Source organism: Thomasclavelia ramosa DSM 1402 (assembly GCF_014131695.1).
In the GTDB taxonomy this organism is placed as follows: domain Bacteria; phylum Bacillota_I; class Bacilli_A; order Erysipelotrichales; family Coprobacillaceae; genus Thomasclavelia; species Thomasclavelia ramosa.
Map to the genome: position 1 here is coordinate 3,107,555 of NZ_CP036346.1, position 23,741 is coordinate 3,131,295.

The 23,741-nt window shown below is 32.3% G+C and carries 23 protein-coding genes, 1 riboswitch and 1 other annotated feature; of the genes, 6 read left to right on the top strand and 17 right to left on the bottom strand.

The annotated features are described in order from the left end of the window. The first annotated feature begins 18 nt into the window (after positions 1-18). On the top strand, positions 19-681 hold the full coding sequence (locus EYR00_RS14835) for a Crp/Fnr family transcriptional regulator (RefSeq protein WP_008792629.1): 663 nt from the start codon (positions 19-21) through the stop codon (positions 679-681). Here EYR00_RS14835 and EYR00_RS15950 read toward each other — a convergent pair. From EYR00_RS15950 to EYR00_RS14915, 17 genes are all read right to left on the bottom strand, one after another. After that, entirely contained in the window at positions 663-788 is a 126-nt protein-coding gene (locus EYR00_RS15950) for a hypothetical protein (protein WP_003539328.1), read from the bottom strand. The two genes, EYR00_RS14835 and EYR00_RS15950, sit on opposite strands and share 19 nt — an antisense overlap. Before the next feature lie 73 nt (positions 789-861). After that, positions 862-1,224 carry an MmcQ/YjbR family DNA-binding protein gene (locus tag EYR00_RS14840; RefSeq protein ID WP_003539327.1) on the bottom strand — a complete coding sequence of 121 codons (363 nt, stop codon included), beginning with the start codon at positions 1,222-1,224 and terminating at the stop codon, positions 862-864. A 24-nt stretch (positions 1,225-1,248) separates the two neighbouring features. Further along, the gene (locus EYR00_RS14845; RefSeq protein ID WP_003539326.1) at positions 1,249-2,304 is read right to left on the bottom strand and encodes a YdcF family protein; all 1,056 of its coding nucleotides are present in this window, start codon (positions 2,302-2,304) and stop codon (positions 1,249-1,251) included. 166 nt (positions 2,305-2,470) lie between these two features. Further along, positions 2,471-3,439: an aldo/keto reductase gene (locus tag EYR00_RS14850; protein WP_003539325.1), complete on the bottom strand. Its 969-nt coding sequence runs from the start codon at positions 3,437-3,439 to the stop codon at positions 2,471-2,473. 112 nt (positions 3,440-3,551) lie between these two features. Continuing rightward, positions 3,552-4,445, bottom strand: coding sequence for a LysR family transcriptional regulator (locus EYR00_RS14855; RefSeq protein WP_003539324.1), 894 nt, complete (start codon positions 4,443-4,445; stop codon positions 3,552-3,554). Positions 4,446-4,549: 104 nt separating this feature from the next. Then, positions 4,550-5,728, bottom strand: a complete 1,179-nt coding sequence (locus tag EYR00_RS14860) for a S8 family peptidase (RefSeq protein ID WP_003539323.1) — start codon at positions 5,726-5,728, stop codon at positions 4,550-4,552. A gap of 601 nt (positions 5,729-6,329) precedes the next feature. Then, positions 6,330-6,740 (bottom strand): arsenate reductase/protein-tyrosine-phosphatase family protein, encoded by a 411-nt coding sequence (locus EYR00_RS14865; protein ID WP_040434432.1) that lies wholly within the window; start codon positions 6,738-6,740, stop codon positions 6,330-6,332. A 93-nt stretch (positions 6,741-6,833) separates the two neighbouring features. Next, positions 6,834-7,169 (bottom strand): thioredoxin family protein, encoded by a 336-nt coding sequence (locus tag EYR00_RS14870; protein ID WP_003539315.1) that lies wholly within the window; start codon positions 7,167-7,169, stop codon positions 6,834-6,836. Between the two features lie 281 nt (positions 7,170-7,450). Continuing rightward, on the bottom strand, positions 7,451-8,455 hold the full coding sequence (locus EYR00_RS14875) for a permease (protein ID WP_003539313.1): 1,005 nt from the start codon (positions 8,453-8,455) through the stop codon (positions 7,451-7,453). Between the two features lie 100 nt (positions 8,456-8,555). After that, on the bottom strand, positions 8,556-8,831 hold the full coding sequence (locus EYR00_RS14880; protein WP_003539311.1) for an ArsR/SmtB family transcription factor: 276 nt from the start codon (positions 8,829-8,831) through the stop codon (positions 8,556-8,558). 197 nt (positions 8,832-9,028) lie between these two features. Next, on the bottom strand, positions 9,029-10,513 hold the full coding sequence (gene lysS, locus EYR00_RS14885; RefSeq protein WP_003539309.1) for a lysine--tRNA ligase: 1,485 nt from the start codon (positions 10,511-10,513) through the stop codon (positions 9,029-9,031). Positions 10,514-10,548: 35 nt separating this feature from the next. Continuing rightward, positions 10,549-10,784 (bottom strand) — a binding site (T-box leader). Between the two features lie 42 nt (positions 10,785-10,826). Further along, the gene (locus EYR00_RS14890) at positions 10,827-11,072 is read right to left on the bottom strand and encodes a helix-hairpin-helix domain-containing protein (RefSeq protein WP_020994447.1); all 246 of its coding nucleotides are present in this window, start codon (positions 11,070-11,072) and stop codon (positions 10,827-10,829) included. Between the two features lie 126 nt (positions 11,073-11,198). Beyond that, positions 11,199-12,482: an O-acetylhomoserine aminocarboxypropyltransferase/cysteine synthase family protein gene (locus tag EYR00_RS14895; RefSeq protein WP_003539302.1), complete on the bottom strand. Its 1,284-nt coding sequence runs from the start codon at positions 12,480-12,482 to the stop codon at positions 11,199-11,201. 459 nt (positions 12,483-12,941) lie between these two features. Beyond that, complete coding sequence (locus tag EYR00_RS14900) at positions 12,942-13,769, bottom strand: alpha/beta hydrolase (RefSeq protein WP_336244501.1); 828 nt, start codon at positions 13,767-13,769, stop codon at positions 12,942-12,944. Between the two features lie 199 nt (positions 13,770-13,968). Next, complete coding sequence (locus EYR00_RS14905) at positions 13,969-14,658, bottom strand: MurR/RpiR family transcriptional regulator (protein ID WP_008792618.1); 690 nt, start codon at positions 14,656-14,658, stop codon at positions 13,969-13,971. Continuing rightward, the gene (locus tag EYR00_RS14910) at positions 14,645-15,406 is read right to left on the bottom strand and encodes a MurR/RpiR family transcriptional regulator (protein WP_003539299.1); all 762 of its coding nucleotides are present in this window, start codon (positions 15,404-15,406) and stop codon (positions 14,645-14,647) included. The genes EYR00_RS14905 and EYR00_RS14910 overlap by 14 nt, the downstream gene beginning before the upstream one ends. A 101-nt stretch (positions 15,407-15,507) precedes the next feature. Then, on the bottom strand, positions 15,508-16,926 hold the full coding sequence (locus EYR00_RS14915; RefSeq protein ID WP_008792617.1) for an NAD(P)/FAD-dependent oxidoreductase: 1,419 nt from the start codon (positions 16,924-16,926) through the stop codon (positions 15,508-15,510). Between the two features lie 139 nt (positions 16,927-17,065). Then, a riboswitch (TPP riboswitch) is annotated at positions 17,066-17,171 on the top strand. Positions 17,172-17,231: 60 nt separating this feature from the next. On the opposite strand from EYR00_RS14915, the gene thiM reads away from it, so the two are divergent. From thiM to EYR00_RS14940, 5 genes are all read left to right on the top strand, one after another. Next, a complete protein-coding gene (thiM, locus tag EYR00_RS14920) occupies positions 17,232-18,056 on the top strand; it encodes a hydroxyethylthiazole kinase (RefSeq protein ID WP_003535748.1) in 825 nt (274 codons plus the stop codon). Further along, the gene (thiE, locus tag EYR00_RS14925; protein WP_224209040.1) at positions 18,034-18,681 is read left to right on the top strand and encodes a thiamine phosphate synthase; all 648 of its coding nucleotides are present in this window, start codon (positions 18,034-18,036) and stop codon (positions 18,679-18,681) included. Before thiM ends, thiE begins: the two co-directional genes overlap by 23 nt. Beyond that, positions 18,674-19,312, top strand: a complete 639-nt coding sequence (locus EYR00_RS14930; protein WP_003535746.1) for an HAD family hydrolase — start codon at positions 18,674-18,676, stop codon at positions 19,310-19,312. Before thiE ends, EYR00_RS14930 begins: the two co-directional genes overlap by 8 nt. Before the next feature lie 2 nt (positions 19,313-19,314). Continuing rightward, positions 19,315-20,109 (top strand): bifunctional hydroxymethylpyrimidine kinase/phosphomethylpyrimidine kinase, encoded by a 795-nt coding sequence (gene thiD / locus EYR00_RS14935; protein WP_008792614.1) that lies wholly within the window; start codon positions 19,315-19,317, stop codon positions 20,107-20,109. Between the two features lie 75 nt (positions 20,110-20,184). Beyond that, the gene (locus EYR00_RS14940; RefSeq protein WP_040434133.1) at positions 20,185-23,631 is read left to right on the top strand and encodes a bifunctional diguanylate cyclase/phosphodiesterase; all 3,447 of its coding nucleotides are present in this window, start codon (positions 20,185-20,187) and stop codon (positions 23,629-23,631) included. The last annotated feature ends 110 nt before the right edge of the window (positions 23,632-23,741 follow it).

Sequence of the window (23,741 nt, forward strand, 5' to 3'; positions counted from 1 at the left end):
CAACAAAAGGAGCAAATTATGAAAAAATTACAAATTTTAAAACAATGTTCATTATTTAAAGGAATTGATCCTGCTGAAATTGAAAAACTATTAAACTGCTTGAAAAGCCATGAAAAAACATATCAAAAAAACGAAACAATTATCAGACAAGGTGATATTATTCATGAAATTGGATTAGTTCTTGACGGTCAAGCACATATTTATCATATTGATTTTTGGGGTAATAAAACAATTATTAGCGAAATTAAAGCCAGTGAATTCTTTTTAGAATCTTATGCCTGTGCCTTACAACAAGAAATTGATTTAAATGTCGTAGCTACAGAAATAACAACAATTCTTTTCTTAGATATCTCCCATCTTATTAGATCATGCCAACACTCATGTTCTTTTCATCATAAAATAATTCAAAATCTCCTTTCAATCGTCTCAAACAAAAATGTCCTTTTAACTCAAAAAATTCATCACTTAACTAGACGAACAACTCAAGAAAAAATTCTTTCTTATTTAAATTCGCAAGCACTAAAAAATAATTCTTTAACTTTTGAAATTCCTTTTAATCGTCAACAACTAGCTGACTACTTAGCAGTAGAGAGAAGTGCTTTATCTAGTGAATTAAGTAAACTACAGAAAAATGGTATTATTGCTTATAAAAAGAATACATTTCAACTAAAAAAATCATGAAAATATATAAATTCATGATTTTTATCATCTTCCCTCTTTAATCTTGTAATATTTCCAGATTTAATAATATCAATATTTTTAGCAATCTTCTTTTCTAGAATAGTCATTTTAATCCTCCTTTAAATTTCCAAACTATTCCCGTCATTCCAATGCATCGTTTCATCAAAATTCCCCTTTTGATTATAAAGATAATATCTCTAACTGTCTTTTTTTACTAAAGCTCGACAATACCAACTCATAAGCCTCATCTAACATATCCTTTAGTAATTGATCGCTAATCGAACCATTTACTTTTATTGAATTCCAATGTTTTTTATTCATATAGTAACCAGGAATTATATCTTCATGCTGTTCTTGAAGATCCATTCCGTTTTCTGGTCTTAATTTTAAAGTTATATAATATGGATTATCTTGTTCATCTAGACAAACTGCCACACACATCTTACCGTCAATAACATATCTAATCCAATTCCATTCTGTTTGAAGATTTTTAGAAATTCCCGCCTTCGCTAATAAATAACTGTCTATCCATTCATATTTCACCTTTTAATCTCCTTTGACCCCTGTTTAACCAATTAATGCACTAAACAAAATATACATTAAAGTTCCAAACATAAAAATACTCCCTAAAACAACCAAATAAAGCTTTTTATTCATTGCTAGATAGGCAATATATTCTCTTAATACAGCATTGGCTAAATAATAGAAAGCAGTCTTACCACCTAATCCGCTCATTATCAGACCAACTTGGCGGGCATAAATACCTGCCCTCATTAAATGATAACTACTGCTGGCATAAGCGCATTTATAGTTTTCACCATGGCTTTTTTCTTCCATGACCGCTTTAGAAAACTGCATGTTTTCAAGAGTGTTTTTAGACTTTTCTTCCGTTATAATTAATTCTTCACTATAACCCTGTTCAATCGCATACTCTTTCATTGCTAGAGCTTCGGCTCTCGTTTCATCACTTCCTTGTCCTCCGGACATCAACAAATAAGGTGCAAATCCTTTTTTCTTTTCTTGCTTTTTAGCAAACTTTAAAGCCGCTTGTATACGCTTTGCTAATAAAGGAGAAACATTTCCATTAATTAGTCCACTTCCTAAAACAATGATATAATTTAAATTTTTTCTAGGATGAAAAAGATTTGTTAATATCAAAGTTTCTATAAATAAGAAAATATGAAAAGTAAGAAATAAGATCATTACGATCAGGCCACTCCACAATGCCATAATTGGTAATGGTGGATTAATCCTACCTAAAAATGATGATAGTGTAATCAGTAAAATTATCCCTACCGCTACCAACAAAGTCAAAATATGCGAAAGACTGAACCTCTCTTTTCGAAGAATGATAACACTATTTATTAATAAGAATGCAATTAAGATATAGACTCCAAATAATAAAACAAACAAGGCAAATAAAAAAATTACACCAACTAATAAATATACTAATCTATTTGAATAATTAATTCCTAACATTACTAAAAAACTAGCAAAGGTACTTAAAAACATGAAAAATAAAAAGCCAGCTAGTAAGTTTATATTTTGCTTTCTTTTTATCCTCCAAAATGCGCCTAACCATAAAAGTGTTAGAATAACCAAGATCAATATATAGGGCATCATTTTACCACCGGCTTTCTTTCAACTCTATTATAGACTAATAACGCCGATATACCAAATAATACACTTTTTCAAAACTAAATACACCGTGATAGTTTCTATATTATTCATTATTCAGGATTAAACGTATAACACTAAAAAGTACAAATTCCTTTGTACTTTTCTCTGCTTAAAAATGTGTTTCATCAATATCAAGATTGTCTAATGCTTGATTAATAGCCGCCATCTCCTGTTCAGTCAACTCAACTTCCATTGCTCCTAAATTTTCTTCCAAACGATGTATTTTGGTTGTTCCTGGAATAGGAACAATCCAATCTTTTTGATTAATCTCCCAAGCTAGAACAATTTGTGCGCTAGTAGCATTTTTACGTTCAGCAATTTCTTGCACTAAATCTAATAAGGCCTGATTACGTTTCATTACTTCAGGATTAAAACGTCCCATATTATTTCTAAAATCACCTTCAGCATACTTTGTTGCTAGCGTATATTTACCTGATAAAAATCCGTTTCCTAGTGGAGAATAAGCAACAAATCCTACATTTAACTCCTCACAAACTTTAAACACTTCCTTTTCAGGCTGTCTAAAGACCATTGAATACTGATTTTCAATACAAGTTACTGGACATACCGCATGTGCTCTTTTTAAATAATCTAATGGTGCATTTGATAAACCCCAATGTTTTATTTTTCCTTTAGCTATTAACTCTTTCATCACGCTAGCCACTATTTCTGGTTCTACTTCAGGATCAACTCGATGTTGATAATATAGATCAATATAATCAACGCCTAGTCGTTTTAACGATCCCTCTAATTGTTCTCTAATCGAATCCGGCTTACTATTTAAAATATTTTGTGGTTTACCATCAACGATTTCTTGTCCATAAATACCAAATTTTGTAGCAATAATTACTTCATCTCGAGGGAAAATCTCCAATGCTTTACCTAATAAAACTTCATTTGCTTCACCATATACAACAGCTGTATCAAAAAAATTGCATCCTAAAGTAACCGCATGTCTAATTAATTTAATCATCTCTTCACGATCAGCAGGAGCCCCATAAGCATGATCCATTCCCATACATCCAAGCCCAATAGCAGATACTTCTAATCCTTGACCTAATATTCTCGTTTTTCTCATTTTTATCTTCTCCTATATTTATATTTCTTTTGCATCTTTATAATATATAATTATTTATAAACATAGAAGTCTCAATAAGTAGTATCGATATAACCTTAGGGTTATATCGATACTATATATCTAAAACTCTTTTTACTGCATTAACAAACTCAATAACTTGCCGTGAAGGCTCTAATGAAAACAATAAACCATAAGGCATATAATAATCCCATTCAACTGGAATAGTTTTAATTAAAGGATGAATATTTTTCCAGCTCTTGACACTCATAAGCAAACTTTTATTATTTTCGCATTCATTAAAAACAGAGATATCAAAAAACTCAAACTCTTTGATTATAATAGTAGGATCATTTTTAATTAAATCATCACGCATTTCATCAACATATTTATTCCAGCCTCTTTTAATCAGCATTAATTCACGTCCATGAATATCTTGCAAAGACAGCTTATCTTTGTTACTTAATTCATCATAAATAGATAAAGCAAGACAAATTGATTCTTTTTTTATTTCTAGAGAATCACAGCCCCGCTGTTTGAAATTATCCTTTTCAAATACACCAGCAACCAAATCAATATTATCGCCTAAATTAGCTAGTATTTCTCGAGCATTTTCCGGAGTATTTTCAAATGGAATTAGTTGAATTCTTAAATTAGGACATAATTCATGAATCCGCGGCCATAAATCGATAAGAAATTGACTTGGTGTTGTATTTGATGTTCCAATTCTTATTACCATTTCTTCTTTTTCCATCGCCTTGTGTGCTCGTACAATTGAATCCTTTGCATATTTAATTAAATATTTGGCATCCCTGTATAAAGATGCTCCTGCTGGTGTCAAAGATACCCCTTGATGAGTTCTTTTTAGAAGTTTTAAACCCAAATTTGTCTCTAGAATATTTATCTGTTTAATTACAGCACTAGGACTAATAAATAAGTCCTCAGCAGCTTTAGAGAAACTACCGCGATCAACAACCTTTATAAATGTTTCTAATTGAGGGTTATACATATTCTCACTTCCTTTATTCTATTTTAAATTATTTAAAGAATAGTTAAAATGTTTTTATAACCTATTTTTCTTATTCATCACATTTTTATTAGATATATATATTGTTATTCTCGTCCATGCCAGCAGTTAGCTAGTTTAAACATTGTTTCCATATCTAATATTCCTCCCGTTAATATCTTTCCCTTAAGTTCTGGGTTTTCCATCGCACTTGATAAAATAATTCTTTTTAAAGTTATTGTTGAGATATTCGGCATACTTGATTTTAATAACGCTGCTGCTCCTGCTACATGTGGGGCTGCCATTGAAGTTCCATTCAAGGGGCTATACTCACCAGCAAGGTCAAGACTGAGAATGTTTGTTCCAGGGGCTGCTATATCAACAGTTTTAAGACCATAATTTGAAAAACGGGCTAAAGTATCATAGGGATCGACCGCTGCTACAGAAATAATATTTTTACAATCATATGATGCTGGATACATTGGATCAACATCATTGTTAGTTCCATCATTTCCAGCCGAAGCAACAAATAAGCCATCATACTGATCAATGGCATCTTTTAAAGCTTGTGAATAAGCTCGTCCACCCCAACTGGCATTTAAAATAGAAATCTTATAATAATTTGCAAAATCTATTGCCGCAATTGCCGAAGCAACATCAAGACCAAATTTTAAAGCTGCTACTCTTACTTGCCAGCATACTCCAGTAATACCAATACGATTATTTCCAACTGCACCAATCGTCCCTGCAACATGACTACCATGACCATCTATATCCATTGAATCACTACTATTATCTGCAAAGTTCCAGCCATAAATTAATCTTCCATTCCACGTAGTCCACATATTTTCTCTTATGTCCGGATGATTTTGATCTATTCCTGTATCAATCACTCCAACACTGATACTACTATCACCAGTTGTATAATCCCATGCAAGTGGTGCATTGATTTTTTGAATTCCCCAAAGCTGATTGTATAAAGGATCATTTGAGATAATATGCATTTCTTCAATATAATCCGGTTCTGCATAAACAATATATGGACTTGATGATAATTTTGCAACTGCATTAGTAACTGCATGAGGATTTTTATCTTTTAAATAAATAAGAACTATATTAGTTCCCTCATTTAGACTTTCAGTATTCTTTGAATGGAAGATGATTTCTGCTTTTTCATAATCAATCCCATCTAAAACAAGATCAATATAATAGTCTAGTACATCTTTAGAAGTAATATTTATATTTAATGCTACAATTACTTTTCCAAGCTCATAATTATTATTCATTTTACTTCCTCCTTACCTATATACTTTATATTTTATGATACTATTTCCAATTCATTACTATATTTATTGCAGCGCTTTGTTGAAAATAAAACTGTATAGCAGGAATAAAGTGAATTTTGTTTGCTAAACTATGGTAATTAAAAAATTGACTCTTAACATGTGAAAGTGTCAATCCAAAACTTAATCAAATTATCTTTATATTTTTTATAATTTCATATATTTTCTCCTGTCGTTAATTTTTTCAACTAATTATACGTACTAAAAAAAATAAATTTCAATTCAACTTACCTTTTTTAATATTGAGAACTTGTGTACTAAATAAAACAATATCCTTATTACATCTTGCCTGATTGTTTATCTATTTTTTCTTCATGTGTAACGTAATAGTACACCTTTTATAAAATCAAAAAGTACTGATTTAATCATATTTTTATTATGTTTAATATATTTTTGAAGATTATTTATTTCTATTTTTACGGAAAATCTATGACTTTTATTTATGGGCGTATAAAGATTAGATGGAAAGTGTGTCAGTTGAAATATATAATAATTATTCTCAACAAGAATAGAATTACTCCCTATCCTATAAATTTTATTTGCCTTAGATATTCATTTTGGATATTCTTGTAGATAATTCATTAATATTTGCAAATATATTATCTATCACTCTACCAAATTCTTCATCACTCTTACCTGTTGGATCATCCAAATTCCAATCTTCCTTGTATCTGCAAGGAAGAAATGTACAATTAACATTACATCCCATAGTTATAACAATATCTACTTCTGGAATATCGACTAGTAACTTAGGGTGTTGTGTTTTTTCCATATCCATATCATATCGTTTTTTCATTATCCTAACAGCATCCTGATTTATTTGCGGTTTTACTTCTGTTCCTGCTGAATAGCTTTCAAATACATCAGAAGCAAACAATTTTGCTATTGCCTCTGCAATCTGGCTTCTACAAGAATTATGAACACATATAAATGCGACTCTTGGCATATTATTCATTTCTTTCAAATTGTTTAATATTAAATAAAAACAATAATAAGCAATTTCATCTCGCTTAAATCCCCTTCACAAAAAACACCTTGTTTCAATGATTCATCCATCTATTGTTAATATGATATTCTTAACTTCTTCTATCGTTAAAACCTTTCCAAAAGATACTACTTTCTCATCAATTACAAGCGCAGGTGTAGACATAATCCCATAGCTTGCTATTTCTGTAAAATCTGTGATATGTTCTATACTCATTTCCTGTCCTAATTCATCCAAGGCTTCTTTAACATTTTTCTCTAAAGTTGCACATTTAGCACAGCCAGAACCTAAGACTTTAATTCTTGAACCCTTATCTTTCTTTTCCAATCCTCTCTTCATACTCCCATCACCACATTGAACATTACAACAATTTTTCTCTTTTTTCTTAAATAATTTCATCACTTATTTCTCCTTTTATTCATAATTAAATTTTGAGACAACATCTAATAATGGATTTTCTTATCTAGGAACTGCCATCATCCATTTATCATCTAGATATTGATTTATAACTAAAATAATTTCTTTAACAAAATCTTCTTTCCCGTCCTACCTTAATTATAACCCCAAACATGTACATCCACCAACTGAGTGAATTGAATAGTTAAAACCACTTTTTAACATTTAATTAATCTCCATCGTTATATTAAAATGTACAATATTTCTCATATTAAACATATCTTCTACATTAATAGAAATGAAAATATATTAAACATAAAACCTACAGATATAATACCTACTGTTACTATTGCCACAAATACAATCATAAGTTTTCTCTTCACTGCCTTTGATAGCATAATCATTGATGGTAAAGATAATGTTGTAACAGCCATCATAAATGATAAAACAGTTCCAAGCCCTGCCCCTTTTAACAATAGACTTTCTGCTATAGGAATTGTTCCAAATATATCAGCATACATAGGTACACCAACTACTGTTGCAAGTGGAACAGAATAAAAATTATGATCACCTAGTATAGACTGTATCCAATGTTCGGGTATTACATTATGAATGACTGATCCAATAGCAACACCTACAAATATATATATTGATACTTTCTTAACTGTTTCTATGACTTGTTCTTTTGCAAAGTTTCGTCTATCTTTGACTGTTAAGCTCACAAAACCAACATCTACATTATCTGTCTGTTTAATAAAATCAGCCACTTGGTCATCCATACCAAGTTTTTCTATCAACCTTCCCCCAACAACAGATATAATCAAACCAGCTATAACATATAACACCGCCACTTTCCATCCGAATATGCTCATTAATAATATCAGCGCTCCTAGATCAACCATAGGTGAAGAAATCAGAAACGAGAATGTTACGCCTAAGGGTAAGCCTGCACTTGTAAATCCCATGAAGATAGGAATCGATGAACAACTACAAAACGGTGTAACTGTTCCAAGTAAAGCTCCTAATATATTTGCCCAAATACCATAAAATCTTCCTAATATCTTTTTTGTTTTTTCTGGTGGAAAATAACTTTGAATATATGAAATAATATAAATCAATACCGATAATAATATAAATATCTTAATACTATCATAAATAAAAAAATGCAACATCCCACCTATTTTTTCATCTATATTTAATCCAATGCTAGTTAATATTGATCCAATCAATTCATTTAACCATCGCATCCCAAGAATCTGGTCTTGAAAAAACAGCAAAATTTGACTCATAGCACCCTCCTTATATCGATATATTTCGATGTATAAAACAAATAAATTTCCACCTATTTAGTGGTGGTAATTTATACAACAGTTAACTTATTTACATATTTCATACTTTGAGCTGTTGTAAATATTCTATTGCAAACTGTATACCATCTTTAGATAAAGAATAATGAGACCATTTCCCATCTTTTCTAACATTTACAATTTTAGCGTCAGTTAACAGTTTCATATGGTGCGATAACGTAGATTGGCTAACATCTAATATATCTAACAATTTACATGCGCAATGTTCACCGGATTTCAAAATATCTAATATTCTTAAACGATTAGGATCGCAGAATGCTTTAAAAACCTTAGCATCTTGATTAAACTGTTTTTCCATCAAACCACCTCATATCTATCTTCTTCGATGTGATATTAACATACATATCGATATTCGTCAATATATTTGTAAAATATATCGTAATTATAGTGCTTGAAAGAAATGATATTATTCTTAGATTCATGCATATAAAAAGCAGATATCATTTAAGAAATCTGCTTCATTCTCACGAAATTCTCACAAGAAAATACATGACTTTACTTATTCTTCATATGAGGGAATAAAATTACCTCACGGATTGATTCTTGTCCAGTTAATAACATAACAAGTCTATCAATTCCCATACCCATTCCACCTGTTGGTGGTAATCCATATTCCAATGCTTCTACATAATCTAAATCCATTTCATTAGCTTCATCATTACCTAATTCTTTTTCTTTTAACTGATTAGCAAATCTTTCATACTGATCAATTGGATCATTTAATTCAGTAAATGCATTAGCATATTCATTACCACAGATAAATAATTCAAAACGTTGTGTAAAACGTGGATCATCTAAATTCTTCTTTGCAAGTGGTGAAATCTCAATTGGATGACCATAGACAAATGTCGGTTCAATAATTGTTTCTTCAACATATTTTTCAAAGAATTCATTGATAATATGACCATAGCCAAAATGAGGTTCTACCTCAATATGATGCTCTTCTGCTAATTTCTTAGCATCATCAAAGCTTAATTGATCAGCAAAATCAATTCCTGTTTTTTCTTTAATTGCATCTGTCATTGAAATACGTTTAAATCCTGGTGCTAAAGAAATCTTATTTCCCTTATATTCTAACTCATATGTACCACAAACTTCATTAGCTGCATTTGAAATAATTCCTTCAGTTAAATCCATCATCCCTTCAAGGTCACTAAAGGCTTTATAAACTTCAATTGTTGTAAATTCAGGATTATGTGTTCTATCCATTCCTTCATTTCTGAATAAACGTCCAATTTCATAAACCGCATCCATACCACCAACAATTAATCTCTTTAATCCTAATTCAGTTGCAATACGTAAATAAAAATTCATATCCAAAGCATTATGATGAGTAACAAAAGGTCTCGCACTGGCACCACCTAAAATTGGATTTAATACAGGTGTTTCTACCTCAACATAGCCTTGATTATCTAGATAATGTTGAATAGAACGGATTATTTTTGGTCTTGCAAAAGCAATTTTACGAGCTTCTTCATTCATGATTAAATCAACATATCTTCTTCTATAACGTTCTTCAACATCACTTAATCCATGATATTTTTCTGGTAAAGGACGTAAAGCCTTAGTTAAATGAGTATACTCTTCAACCTTAATAGAACATTCCCCTGTATTTGTCATAAATACGGTTCCTTTTACACCAACGATATCTCCAATATCACCTTTTTTGATAATTTCATAAACATCTTCACCGACTGCATCCTTACGTACATATAACTGGATTTGACCATCTCGATCTTGAATATGCATGAAGCACACTTTCCCTTTGCGACGCTTTGTCATAATTCTTCCAGCGACTTTAACCTCAACAGCCATTTCTTCTAATTCTTCATGCGTCTTATCACCGTAAGTTTCCTTAATTTCTTTTGAATATGCAGTAACATCAAACCGTTGTCCAAAAGGATCAATTCCCTTATCTACTAGCTCTTGTAATTTTTCACGGCGAACTAACTCTTGTTCGCTAAACTTTCTTTCTTCCATTTTTTCCTCCTAAAATATAAAAAACTCTCATCCGCTAAAGGGACGAGAGTATCGTGGTACCACCCTAATTCGTTAATAAGTCACCTTATTAACCTCAACAACTATCAAATAATAGTTTTGCCTGTAACGTGGCTCACGTTATCTAATCAACCTTAATATCCTAGATACAGCTCCTAGTCTTTTTTCATTATATCCTGTGTTATCCCATTCCACCAGCCGAGACTCTCTTAAACACATAAAATACAATTACTCCTCTATTCATCGCCTTTATTCATCTTTGTAATCTTAACTTATCTTCCAATTATTGTCAATATCAATCTTTCCAAATCCACCATTTTAACTTTTTGGGATCTGGATTTTTACTACTTGCATAATATACTACCATACGGTACATATAAAGTTGGCAGCGATCTACCATTTGTCCTCTAACATCACATTCTTTTTGATACATTTCTTCTGGGTCAGCGCCTTTTAAAGAAGCTATCGTTTCATAACCAATTAAATTCAATGATGCAGCAGTTGCTTTACCAACATAAGGTATTTTAGTTAACTCACTCATAATGATCACCTCAATTACATTATAAGCCACTAATAACTTAAAAGCTATCCTCTGGGATAGCTTTTGGTCAATAGAAATTTTAAGCAACAACAATTTCTAGTTATATTATTGACGTATTTTTATTTTTTATACATGGTCAAATGCATTTTCGATATCTTCTAACAAATCATCTATATGCTCTAAACCAATTGACAATCTAATAGTGTTAGCTTTAATTCCAGATGCTGCTAATTCAGCTTCATTCATTTGTGAATGCGTTGTTGAAGCAGGATGAATTACTAATGATTTCGCATCAGCTACATTTGCTAATAAAGAAAAAATTTCTAAATTATCTATAAATTTCTTAGCATCATTTTCGTCACCAGCAATTTCAAAAGTAAAAATTGATCCAGCTCCATGTGAGAAATATCGTTGATATAATTCATGATAAGGACTATTATTTAGTGATGGATGATTAACTTTTGCAACTTTAGGATGTTTACTTAAATAATCAACCACTTTTAAAGCATTTTCTACATGACGCTCTACTCGTAGTGATAATGTCTCCAATCCTTGTAATAAAAGAAAAGCATTGAACGGAGAAATAGTCGCTCCCTTATCACGTAATACTACTGCTCTAATTCTAGTTACAAAGGCGGCAGCTCCAGCAGCTTCAGTAAAAATAACACCGTGATAACTTGGATCAGGTTTACTTAATTGTGGGAACTTCCCTGAAGCCTGCCAATCAAACTTTCCAGAATCGACAATTACACCACCTAAAGTAGTTCCATGCCCGCCAATAAACTTAGTTGCTGAATGCACAACAATATCTGCTCCATGTTCAATTGGCCTAAATAAATATGGTGTTCCAAATGTATTATCAATAATTAATGGAATACCATGCTCATGAGCAATTTTACTAACTGCCTCAACATCAACTAAACTTGAATTAGGATTTCCTAATGACTCTATAAAAATCGCTTTGGTATTTTCTTGTAACGCTAATTTAAAATTCTCGGGATCATCACTATCAACAAATGTTGTATTAACACCATAATTTGTCAATGTGTGAGCTAATAAATTATATGTCCCCCCATAAATTTGTTTAGCTGCCACAATATGATCACCACTTCGTGTAATACTTTCAATCGCATAAGTCACTGCAGCCGCTCCTGAAGCTACTGCTAATGCTGCTACCCCACCTTCTAAAGCTGCCATTCTTTGTTCAAAAACATCTTCAGTTGGATTAGTTAAGCGTCCATAAATATTACCAGCATCACTTAATCCAAAACGTGCTGCCGCATGATCACAATTATCAAATACATAAGCTGCTGTCTGGTAAATAGGCACTGCTCTTGCTCCGGTAGGATCAGTTATTTCTTGTCCTACATGTAACTGTTTAGTTTCAAATCTTAAATTATCTTTACTCATTTTATTTTCCTCTTTTCTTAATGTTTGTTATCTATGATTTATAAAAAACAATACATTCGTCCATTCCGAAAATTATTTCTGAGCTGTTGTAGTAGTTCAAAATTCATTTTTCTTCCCCTTATCCTACTGTTATAGTATGAATAGAGTATACTAAACTATTTCCTACCTGTCAATAGGGAAATAAAAAGTCATGTTATAAATTTATATGTATCTATTGTCAAATGGTCAAAAATAATTAACTTACTAGATATAAACTAGCATTTTATGGGGTAGCAATAGTCTTATATTATTAATGATTCCCTTTCTTTAATTTTTGTTCTTTCTAAAACTTAAAAAATATATTGCTATACCTTTCAATTTTTTCCATAATAAAAATCTCACTTCTATAGTCTTGGTAAGATTATATTATCACATCTATCTACTTTGGCGAGATTATATCTAATTATTTAAAAGTTTTTATTAATGTGTTTTACGATGTCTATAATAGTATTGTATTGAAATTCCTAATAATGATAAACCGCTTATGATCAACAATCCTGTCATATCGACACTATCGCCAGTTTTTACAGCAGCTGTTGAATTTGATTGGGGAGCAACATCGGCATCAGGATTAGATGGAGTTGAAACTACTGTTTCACGATCCCACAAATAATCTTTTACAAATTCACTGAACTGACTACGCCATACACCCCAGTCATGAGCTCCATTTTTCCATTCAAAAACTACATTAGCTCCGGCTTTTATCAATTCTTCATTAATTTGAACATTGACATTCCGCCTAACAAAAGTATCAAAAATTCCTACACTCACATAGTATTGTGATACTTTGAGAAACGCTGCAACCATTTCCAGTGTTAATGTTTCTTCAACAAAATCTAATGTACGACTCGGTGAAAATACACCATAATAGCCAAATGTTTCATTACTATAGAACATTGCTTGAACTGTAACTGTAGCTCCACTAGACAGACCAGCTAGTACTTTATCTTGGGAATTTGCTGAAACACTATAATTCTTTTCAATGTAAAGCATAATGCATTCTGTAAGATTTTTTAGGCTATCACCCTTTTCAAAGTTAAAATATGTATTATCCTTAGTAACCACAATTGCGTCAGCCACTTCACCATCAGCAATTAGATTATCCATAATATTATTTGCTGAAGCGATATTCATCCACTCAACATCATTTCCCCCACCACCATGTGCAAGATAAATTGTCTTATAAGTTTTATTTGTATCATAGTCATGCGGTAAATATATACCTAACGGCTGGCTACTGCCATCAATGTTGTTATATTAGCCTCTATAAATGATAAACATAATAAGCTGATTATTCCTAATTTTAATCTTCTCATAAATCTAGCCTCCTTTTCTCTTTTCTATTAATATTTTATCACAGCCTCATTTTGAAATTGCTTTTATTTGGCGTGGTTTCTATAATAAAGAAAATCATTGATAAATAATAAAAAGGGGCATATTTTGAACCTTACAAAGCATAAAAATTATAAATTTTCTCAAACAAACTACAAAGCTGATAAATTGCTTCACTAAAATTAATGTTATCATCAATTCTATAGCACTCATCAAGATTACGATTCCCCGTCGCAATCTTTCCTACATATAAATGATCAATCTTTTGTTCTTTAATAAAATGTTTCAATTCAAGATAGCCACTAAAAAATTCTGCCATTAAATCCAAATCACTTTTATATAGAGATACGACTATTATTAAGTCACTCCCAGTAAACTTTTTTTCAACTACCATCTGTCCATATGACTTTAATGATAATTGGATATCTAAATCTATCCCAATTTCATAAAACTTTTGTTTATATACAATTAGTGAGCTAACTGAGTAACTATCACCAATTACTATAAGTCTTTGTTTTTTTGCTAACTTATCTCTTAAATTTTTCTCAATAATTCTCTCTTTAAATATTTCTTGATGTTTTTTCTCTTTAGTAATCAAGTATTGAACGTCAGTGTAGTTTTTATAGCCTAATTTTTTTAAAAAACGTAATAAAGTTGATTTTGATACTTTTGTATCTTTTAAAATATCAACCATCTTGATTGATTCAATCTGATTACTTTTTTTGATCAGATACGCTGCTAAAAGATAATCATTACTATTATATGAAGAAGTACACAAAATTAAGTTTAGTTTACCTATTATCATAATAACCACCATAATAACAATAAGCTATATTTTGAAAATAGTTATCTAAAATCATATTTTCTAGCGTCTCATCTAGGTAACTAGGAATTTTTAAAAATAGGGCTTTTTCACAAAGAAAATTTTTATAGCCAACACAAATAAGATTGTTTTTCCCCACTAATAAATGTTCAATCAAAGTTGGTTTTAACTCCGCAATTCTTCCTGTCATTGAAAGCAAAATAATTAAATCATCCGCTTGAGGTTCGATATAATTATTATTATAAATAGTATTTTGAATCACAAGTTTTTGCATCATCACCATATCACCTTGAAAACGCAATAATGAATCCATCATCTCATTCGAACCGATTAAAATAACACGGCTACATTTTTTAATCATCTCACAGCACTGATTTATTAATCCTTGATCTGATACTGTCCAATAATCATCGTTATCTAATAGCGGTTTTAAAAGCTGATTAACTTGTTGATTATTTTTGCGAATCGAACGTTCCTCCAACTGACTTATTCGTGCCGCCGCATGGACTTGCATTAAATCTTTAATAATTGAAAATTTTTTAAATCCAAATATTCTAAAAAAGCGATTGAGAGTAGAAACAGAAACATAACATGCATCTGCAATTTCCTGAAGTGTCATTTCAAAAACATCATAATAGTGCAGTAATAAATAATAAGCAATATTATAATTAGTATCTTGAATATCCGGATTATTAATTATTTTTAATAATGAAGTAACAAAAACATTCATTTAAGTTTCTCCTTCCCTATGGTCTTATTATTAAGTTTACCACCATGATACTACACCTGTCAAAATAGAAAAATCCTGTCTAAAACAGGATTTTTACCTTACTATTTAAGATGTTCAATAATATGACGTGCTACGATGATTCCATTTGCTCCTGCCTGAGCCAGCCCTCTTGTTAATCCGGCTCCATCACCTGCTACATACAGATCATCTATTTCACATTCAAACCCTTCTCTTACCTTTGGCCGCGCTGAATAGAATTTCGCTTCCACTCCATACAGCAACGTATGCTCATTCGCTATCCCCGGTGTTACATTATCCAGTGCCTCAATCATCTCGATAATTGATTTCATCGTGTTGTACGGTAATACCAGCCCCAGATCTCCCGGTACCGCCTCTGCTAAGGTCGGCTCTGTATACCCTTCTTTCAAACGCTTGTAAGTCGTTCTTCTCCCTTTCTTGATATCTCCATATCTTTGCACCATGACTGATCCGTTTGACAGCTTGTTCGCCAGTCTGCTCACCTCATGTGCAAATTCATTCGGTTCATTGAACGGCTCGCTGAAGGTATGGGATACCAGCAGCGCAAAGTTGGTATTCTTGCTCCCCAGCTTCGGATCATGATAGGCATGTCCGTTCGCCAGCATCGTCCCGCTGTGATTCTCTATTACTACATGCCCTGACGGATTTGAACAGAATGTTCTTACTTTTGTTCCGACACTTGTATTATAGACAAATTTACCTTCATACAGATTGCTGTTGATCTCTTCCATTACGATATTGCTGGTCTCTACCCGCACTCCTATATCGACCTGATTATTATAAAGCTCCAGTCCATGCTGTTTCAGTACTTTTGTCAGCCAGGCAGAACCGTCTCGTCCCGGTGCCAGTACGATCTTCTTCGCTTTGATGACCTCATCATTTTCCAGAACTACCCCGACAGCATGTCCGTCTTCAACCAGCACTTCCTTTACAGCTGTTCTAAATGCCATATCAATATGTTCTTTCAGTTCCGTTGACATTTCTGTCATGATCCGCAGATTCTCTTCTGTTCCTAAATGTCTTACCTTGGCCCGCAGCAGTTTTAATCCTACTGCATAGCCTCGATGTTCAATTTCTTTGACCTTGTCAGTCGTAGGATCCGTTATTTCTCTGGTTGCTCCGTGTTTTAAATAAAGATTGTCAACATAGTTGATTACATCTTCAACCTCATTGGTTGAAAGATAGTCAGTCAGCCAGCCGCCAAATTCACTGGTAATATTGAATTTACCGTCAGAATAGGCACCGGCACCGCCAAATCCGGCTGTAATCGAACAGGCAGGAAGACAGCCCGGTTCATTGTTCCTGATGATTGGACAGGACTTGATCTTCTTTTCCTTGATTGGACAGTGACGTTTCATAACATCCTGACCTTTATCTATAAGCAATACGTTCAATTCCGGCTGTTTCAAATACAGTTCATAGCAGGCCATGATTCCTGCTGGTCCCGCTCCAACAACCACAACATCATAATTATTTTTCATTTTATCGCTCCGTTCTGGGTTTTAACGCTAACCCTACTAATTATACTCGATATAATTATGCATTTCAATCTTCTTTTATTATCAACGCAAAAAAATTTTGATACTTAGTTTGCTGAAATAGTTTGAAAATGCTATGATATAGTTAAAGCACGGGAGCTTGTAAACAGGCTGAGAGGAAGTTGTGAACTTCGACCGCTAACCTGATTTGGATAATGCCAACGTAGGGACATACTCACTAACAATAAGTAGGGAATATGGCACTTGGCATATTCTCTTTTTAGTGCTTTAAGAAAGTGAGGAAGAATATGTTTGAAAAAGTTTTAGAAGAAATTAAATTACGCAATCCAATTGTGCATTGCATTACTAACTATGTTACTGTCAATGATTGTGCTAATGCCATCTTAGCTGTTAATGGCAGCCCCATTATGGCTGATGACATTCATGAAGTTGAGGAAATTACAACAATCTGTAATGCTTTAGTAATCAATATTGGTACGCTGAATGAAAGGACAGTTGCTTCAATGATCAAAGCAGGAAAAATGGCTAACCATTTAAATCACCCTGTTGTTCTCGATCCTGTTGGTGCTGGAGCTAGCAAGCTTCGGACTAATACTGCAAAAAAACTACTTGAAGAAATTAATTTTAGTGTTATTCGAGGAAATATTTCCGAAATAAAAGCCCTAGCAATGAATATGACTTCAACTCAAGGAGTCGATGCCAATATCAATGATATTGTAACAGCTGAAAATCTTAATGAAGTTATTAGTTTTGCTAAGAAATTTAGTCAAGAAACCGGTGCCGTAATCGCAATCACTGGAGCAACTGATATTGTTGCCAATCAAGAAAAAACCTATGTAATCACTAACGGTTGTGCAATGATGTCACGAATCACAGGAACAGGTTGTATGTTATCGGCAATTCTTGGAGCAACAACCGCTATTGGTCAAAATGATCTTTTAGAAACTACTGCTTATACGATTGCAATGATGGGATACTGTGGTGAGTTAGCTGATCAAAGAGTTCGTAATGACAATAGTGGAACAAGCAGTTTTAGAATGCATTTAATCGATGCCTTGAGTACAATTAATTATTATCAATTGAAAGCCGGTGTTAAAATTGAACTTCACTAGAAACATGCTAGAACTATATTTAGTCAGCGACCGCAGCTGGTTGAACGATCGTCCACTTGAAGAAGATATTGAACAAGCTATTTTAGGTGGAGTAACAATGGTTCAATTACGCGAAAAAAATTTAACCGATGAAGAATTTACTATTCAAGCAAAAAAAGTCAAAACAATTTGTTCTAAATACCATATTCCCTTTATCATCAACGATAATGTAGCCGTAGCATTGGCTGTAGACAGTGATGGAATTCATATCGGTCAAGATGATCAGCCTGTTAAAAGAGTTCGAAAAATAATCGGTCCTCATAAAATTATTGGGGTTTCTGCTCACAACTTAAAAGAAGCTCTTGCCGCCAAGGAAGATGGTGCTGATTATTTAGGAGTGGGAGCCATGTTCAATACTTCAACTAAAGATGATGCTACAGCAGTGAGCTTTACCCAATTACATGAAATAACTACAAAAATTGGCTTACCTGTTGTAGCAATCGGTGGTATCAACCAAGACAATTGCCTACTCTTAAAAGGAACAAAAATTGATGGTATTGCTGTTGTTTCAGCCATTATGAGCGCTCCTGATATAAAAGAAGCAGCCGCTAAATTAAAAGCACATGCCCGAGGAATCTATGATTAAAGGTTATATCATTGACATGGATGGAACTCTGCTTGATTCGATGCACATTTGGAATGAATTAGGCAGTCGTTTTCTCGAATTAAAAGGAATTACCCCTGAGGCAAATCTTAAAGATATCTTGGCACCACTATCAATTAACCAAGCAATTAAATACATCGCTGAGACATATCAATTAAAAGAGCCTCTTGATGTTTTAATCAATGAAGTTAATAGTTTATTGAATCATATTTATTTAAGCGAAATTCCCTTAAAACCAGGGGCTTTGGAATTTATTACTAACTGTTTTAACCATCATAAAAAACTGTGCTTATTAACTGCAAATAATTATCAAGCAACAATTAACATTCTTGATAAATATAATCTAACATCAAAATTTGATGAAATTATTACATGTGATCATACTACTTTAGATAAACGCAGTGGCGAGGCCTACAATTATGCAATCTCTGCATTACACCTCCATAAAGATGAATGCATTGTTATTGAAGATGCCCTTCATGCAATAATTGCTGCAAAAAAGCAAGGTTTTACAGTATGGGCCGTTGCAGATCAAAGTAATCAAGATGATTGGGATGAAATTTGCAAAATAAGTGATTTAAATTTAAAAAATTTATCAGAAATGGAGATATGATTATGAAAAAAGTTCTAACTATCGCAGGAACTGATCCAACAGGTGGAGCAGGAGTTCAAGCGGATCTAAAAACCATGACAGCTCATAAAGTCTACGGGATGAGTATTATTACTGCCTTAGTGGCCCAAAACACATTAGGTGTTAGAGATATTATGGAAGTAAAACCTGATTTTTTAGCCGAACAGTTTGACTGTGTCTTTGAAGATATTTATCCTGATGCAATTAAAATTGGAATGGTTTCCAGTCCAGTATTAATTGAAATGATCGTAAATAAATTAACATCACAAAAAGATTGTCCTATCGTTGTTGATCCTGTTATGGTTTCTACTAGCGGATCTCGTTTATTAGCTGACAATGCTCTAAGACTCTTGAAAGAAAAGCTTATTCCATTAGCTACTATTATTACCCCTAATATCCCTGAAGCACAGGTTTTAACAAATTTAAAAATTAATACTAAAGATGACATGATTACAGCCGCAAAGATGATTAGTGAATGGTACCACGGCTACATTTTGATCAAAGGGGGCCATTTTGAAGAACGGGCTGATGACCTTCTTTATTACCGGGGAAATATTACTTGGTTGACAGGAGAAAAAATTAATAATCCTAATACTCATGGCACTGGCTGTACCCTTTCTTCAGCAATTGCTTCCAATCTAGCTTTAGAATATTCAATTGAAGAAAGCGTTACTAGAGCTAAAGTCTATATTACCGGGGCTTTAAAAGCTAATCTTAACCTAGGTCATGGCAGTGGACCATTAGATCATTGCTGGAATATTAATCAAACATTAAAATAATTCAACCGATATAATTGCTTTAGTAGTATAATGAGGTAGAGCTATTTTTTCTAATTTAATAAGGAGGAAAATAGAATGCCAGTTAATCCATATAATCTTGATATGATCACTAAGATCTGTAACCATTTAAATACTGCTTGTGCAATCATTACATATCGTCATAATTTTCATTTTGAATATGCTAATGATCTTTATTATCAACTTTTTAAATACAAGCGTAATGACGGCTTCAACTATTCTCTTCCCTATTCTAATGATTATCAAAAAGTAAAAAATACAATTACTAGTATCATTCAAAAGAAAGAAGAATTTCTCGAAATTGAGACTCAATCATTTAATAAAGATAATGACTTGATTTGGACTCGTTCCAGACTATCCTTTATATACAATAATCAGTCAGTATATATAATTTGTTTAGTCGAAAATATTACTGAAAACAAAAAAGTTTTAAAAAATCTAGAAATCAGTCATCAAAAATATCTTCATGAGGGACAGTTTAAAGCAGCAATAGCATCAGATGCTTTAGTATCCTATGAAATTAATATTGATGATGATTTAATTATCGAAGATATTATCGAAAATACCGTTAACATGTTAAAACTAGTTGACTTAAACACTAACTGTAGTTATAGTGAGTTTTTACTTCGCTGGACTAAAAAATGCGTCCATCCTGATGATAAAAATAAATTCTACCAAGAATTACATCCTCACCGTTTAAAGAAATTATTTGAACAGGGGATTACGGAAGTATATTGTGAATATCGTTCGCTCAATGCAACTCAAAAACAAGGCTGGGTCAGTACAACGATTCATCTCTTACACGTTGGTGAAACAAATAAATTATTTGGCTTTGTCTATGTAAAAGATATTAATGATAAGAAAATACATGAATTAGAATTATTGCGCCAATCTCAATCCGATCCGCTCACTAAACTATACAATCGAACCGCTTTTGGTCAAATTGTTAATGAATATTTAAATAAAAAAAGAGAGTCTAGTAGTGCTTTATTATTGATTGATATTGATAACTTTAAAAATATCAACGATAATCTTGGTCATAGTTTTGGGGATACCGTTTTATGTGAGATTGCTCATAAGCTAACAAATATTTTTAATAACAAAGCAATTATTGGGCGTTATGGCGGCGATGAATTCATTATTTTCATTAAAGATATTCCCTCCAAGAAATATGTTTACCATAAAGCTAGTATCATTCTTGAAGAACTTCATCTTTATTACTCATCAAATTATCAAGAGTATACGATCAGCAGTTCAATTGGTATTACTTTTAGCCCTGATGACGGTAAAACATTACACGAATTGTTTGAACAAACCGATTCTGCTCTCTATCGAGCAAAAAAACTGGGCAAATCGCAATATTTTGCTTTTAATGATAGCTATCAGGATATAACTCCTGTAACTAATTATATTAGTAAAGGCTGGCTAATTGATGAACTTGATGAAATTGTTTATGTTAGCAGCCTAGATACTTATGAATTACTATACTTAAATCGAAAGGGACGTGAAATCACCGGAATTGAAGCGGGAGAATATAATCATATTAAATGTTACGAAGCTCTACAAGGTCGAACTAGCCCCTGCCCATTTTGTACTAATGCTAAATTAAATCTTAATGAATTTTATATTTGGGAGTTTAGCAATCAGCATCTAAATAAAGACTATATTGTTAAAGATAAATTAGTATTATGGGAAGGAACACCTATGCGAATGGAAATTGCTGTTGATGTTTCTGATACTCATAACTTCAATCTTCAACGTGTTCCTACTGAATTTGCAATTGAAAAAACGATTTTAGATTGTCTTCAAGCCTTGACAATTCCGGACACTCTTGAAGAAGCTATTAACAACGTTTTAGAGATCATTGGCAATTTTTACCAAGCAACAAGAGCATATATCGTTGAAATTGACCTAAATACAAAAATTGGTTCAAACACTTATGAATGGTGCCGAGAAAACTATCCTCACTATCGTGACCAACTACAGCGGATTGATTTAAATGAAATTCCTTATATTTATGAAGCTTTTGAACATCATAACAATCTAATTATCAATGATTGTGAAGCCATCAAAAAAGAGCATCCTCGAGAATATGCACACTTTATTAGTCGTGAAGCCCATTCTTTAGTGACAATTCCCTATGAGGAAACTGGCATTTTTGCAGGCTATATTGGTGTTGACAATCCTTCAATTAACCAAAATACAATTGCATTACTTGATTCTATCAATTTTTCTATCGTCAACGAGATAAAGAAACGTCGATTATATGAAAAAACACAGTACAATCTTTATCACGATAACTTAAGCGGCTTACTTAATCGTAATAGTTTTACTCAATTTTTGAGTTATGAAAATAGTGCTGTTTACTCTCAAGGAGTCATTCTTGCAGATATCAACGGCTTGAAAGAAATTAATCGCGATTTTGGACATTACCATGGTGATAAAATAATTACGATTATTTCTAGTATTATGAATTCATATTTCCCAAGCGAAAAAATCTTTAGATTAAGTGGTGATGAATTCATCATTATTGTAAACGATCTTGAGTATAAACAATTTATTGAAGCTACTAAGCAGATGGAAGATACTTTACTCGGTTCAACTCCAAATGGTGTCTCACTTGGATACACATGGAGTGAAGATAACATGGATATTAATGATTTGATTCACCAAGCCGAAGAATTAATGATGATCAACAAACAAATATACTATGAACGAGCTGATACATATAAAAAACACTATTCACCTAAAAAACTTGAAAATCTTCTCAAATGTTTTAAAGCAAAACAATTTGTTGTTTACTTACAGCCAAAATTTGATATTGATCAAAACAAAGTTGTTTCGGCCGAAGCTTTGGTCCGACTTGAATATCCCGGTCACGGCTTAATCATGCCAAATAAATTTATTCCCACATTAGAAAAAGAACGAATGACTCGTTACTTAGATTTTTATATGTTTGAACAAATTTGTGAAATTCTTGAGCGTTGGCAAAAAGAAGGAAAAGAATTAATTCCTATTTCTGTCAATATTTCTCGCCTTACCCTTCTAGAATCTGACTTTACTAATTCCTTAAAACGAATTAAAAATAAGTATAATATTCCTAACAATTTCATAACTCTTGAAATTACTGAAAGCATTGGAAATATCGATCGTAGTATCATTGCTACGATTTCTAAGCGCATTAAAGATCTCGGTTTTAATATTTCACTAGATGACTTCGGTGCTAAATATGCAAATATGTCATTATTATCAACTTTAAATTTTGATGAATTAAAAATTGATAAATCAATGATCGACACATTAGTAAATAACGATAAATGTCAAACTATCTTACATCATATAATTGAAATGTGTAAAAAAATTAATGTTGCCTGTGTCGCTGAAGGAGTTGAAACTGAAAAACAAATAGAACTGTTGGTTTGTTTAGGCTGCAATATTATTCAAGGGTTTTATTATTCTAAACCAATTTCTTTACAAGAATTTGAGGATAAGTATCATCAATAATTTGTCTAAAAGTGTATCCTAATGGATACACTTTTTGTGCATTCTTATTTACAGTAGAAATCAAACATGGTAACATACAAAAGTATGATTATAATGCATTTTTGCGCTTT

Excerpts from the sequence above, each read along its gene's own strand:
- EYR00_RS14905 (WP_008792618.1), bottom strand. The coding sequence starts at position 14,658 with ATGATAATAGGTAAACTAAACTTAATTTTGTGTACTTCTTCATATAAT.
- lysS (WP_003539309.1), bottom strand. The coding sequence starts at position 10,513 with ATGGAAGAAAGAAAGTTTAGCGAACAAGAGTTAGTTCGCCGTGAAAAA.
- EYR00_RS14895 (WP_003539302.1), bottom strand. The coding sequence starts at position 12,482 with ATGAGTAAAGATAATTTAAGATTTGAAACTAAACAGTTACATGTAGGA.
- thiD (WP_008792614.1), top strand. The coding sequence starts at position 19,315 with ATGAAAAAAGTTCTAACTATCGCAGGAACTGATCCAACAGGTGGAGCA.
- thiM (WP_003535748.1), top strand. The coding sequence starts at position 17,232 with ATGTTTGAAAAAGTTTTAGAAGAAATTAAATTACGCAATCCAATTGTG.
- EYR00_RS14850 (WP_003539325.1), bottom strand. The coding sequence starts at position 3,439 with ATGAGAAAAACGAGAATATTAGGTCAAGGATTAGAAGTATCTGCTATT.
- EYR00_RS14910 (WP_003539299.1), bottom strand. The coding sequence starts at position 15,406 with ATGAATGTTTTTGTTACTTCATTATTAAAAATAATTAATAATCCGGAT.
- EYR00_RS14855 (WP_003539324.1), bottom strand. The coding sequence starts at position 4,445 with ATGTATAACCCTCAATTAGAAACATTTATAAAGGTTGTTGATCGCGGT.
- EYR00_RS15950 (WP_003539328.1), bottom strand. The coding sequence starts at position 788 with ATGACTATTCTAGAAAAGAAGATTGCTAAAAATATTGATATTATTAAA.
- EYR00_RS14890 (WP_020994447.1), bottom strand. The coding sequence starts at position 11,072 with ATGAGTGAGTTAACTAAAATACCTTATGTTGGTAAAGCAACTGCTGCA.
- EYR00_RS14880 (WP_003539311.1), bottom strand. The coding sequence starts at position 8,831 with ATGGAAAAACAGTTTAATCAAGATGCTAAGGTTTTTAAAGCATTCTGC.
- EYR00_RS14875 (WP_003539313.1), bottom strand. The coding sequence starts at position 8,455 with ATGAGTCAAATTTTGCTGTTTTTTCAAGACCAGATTCTTGGGATGCGA.
- EYR00_RS14870 (WP_003539315.1), bottom strand. The coding sequence starts at position 7,169 with ATGAAATTATTTAAGAAAAAAGAGAAAAATTGTTGTAATGTTCAATGT.
- EYR00_RS14865 (WP_040434432.1), bottom strand. The coding sequence starts at position 6,740 with ATGAATAATATGCCAAGAGTCGCATTTATATGTGTTCATAATTCTTGT.
- EYR00_RS14845 (WP_003539326.1), bottom strand. The coding sequence starts at position 2,304 with ATGATGCCCTATATATTGATCTTGGTTATTCTAACACTTTTATGGTTA.
- EYR00_RS14930 (WP_003535746.1), top strand. The coding sequence starts at position 18,674 with ATGATTAAAGGTTATATCATTGACATGGATGGAACTCTGCTTGATTCG.
- EYR00_RS14940 (WP_040434133.1), top strand. The coding sequence starts at position 20,185 with ATGCCAGTTAATCCATATAATCTTGATATGATCACTAAGATCTGTAAC.
- EYR00_RS14835 (WP_008792629.1), top strand. The coding sequence starts at position 19 with ATGAAAAAATTACAAATTTTAAAACAATGTTCATTATTTAAAGGAATT.
- EYR00_RS14915 (WP_008792617.1), bottom strand. The coding sequence starts at position 16,926 with ATGAAAAATAATTATGATGTTGTGGTTGTTGGAGCGGGACCAGCAGGA.
- EYR00_RS14860 (WP_003539323.1), bottom strand. The coding sequence starts at position 5,728 with ATGAATAATAATTATGAGCTTGGAAAAGTAATTGTAGCATTAAATATA.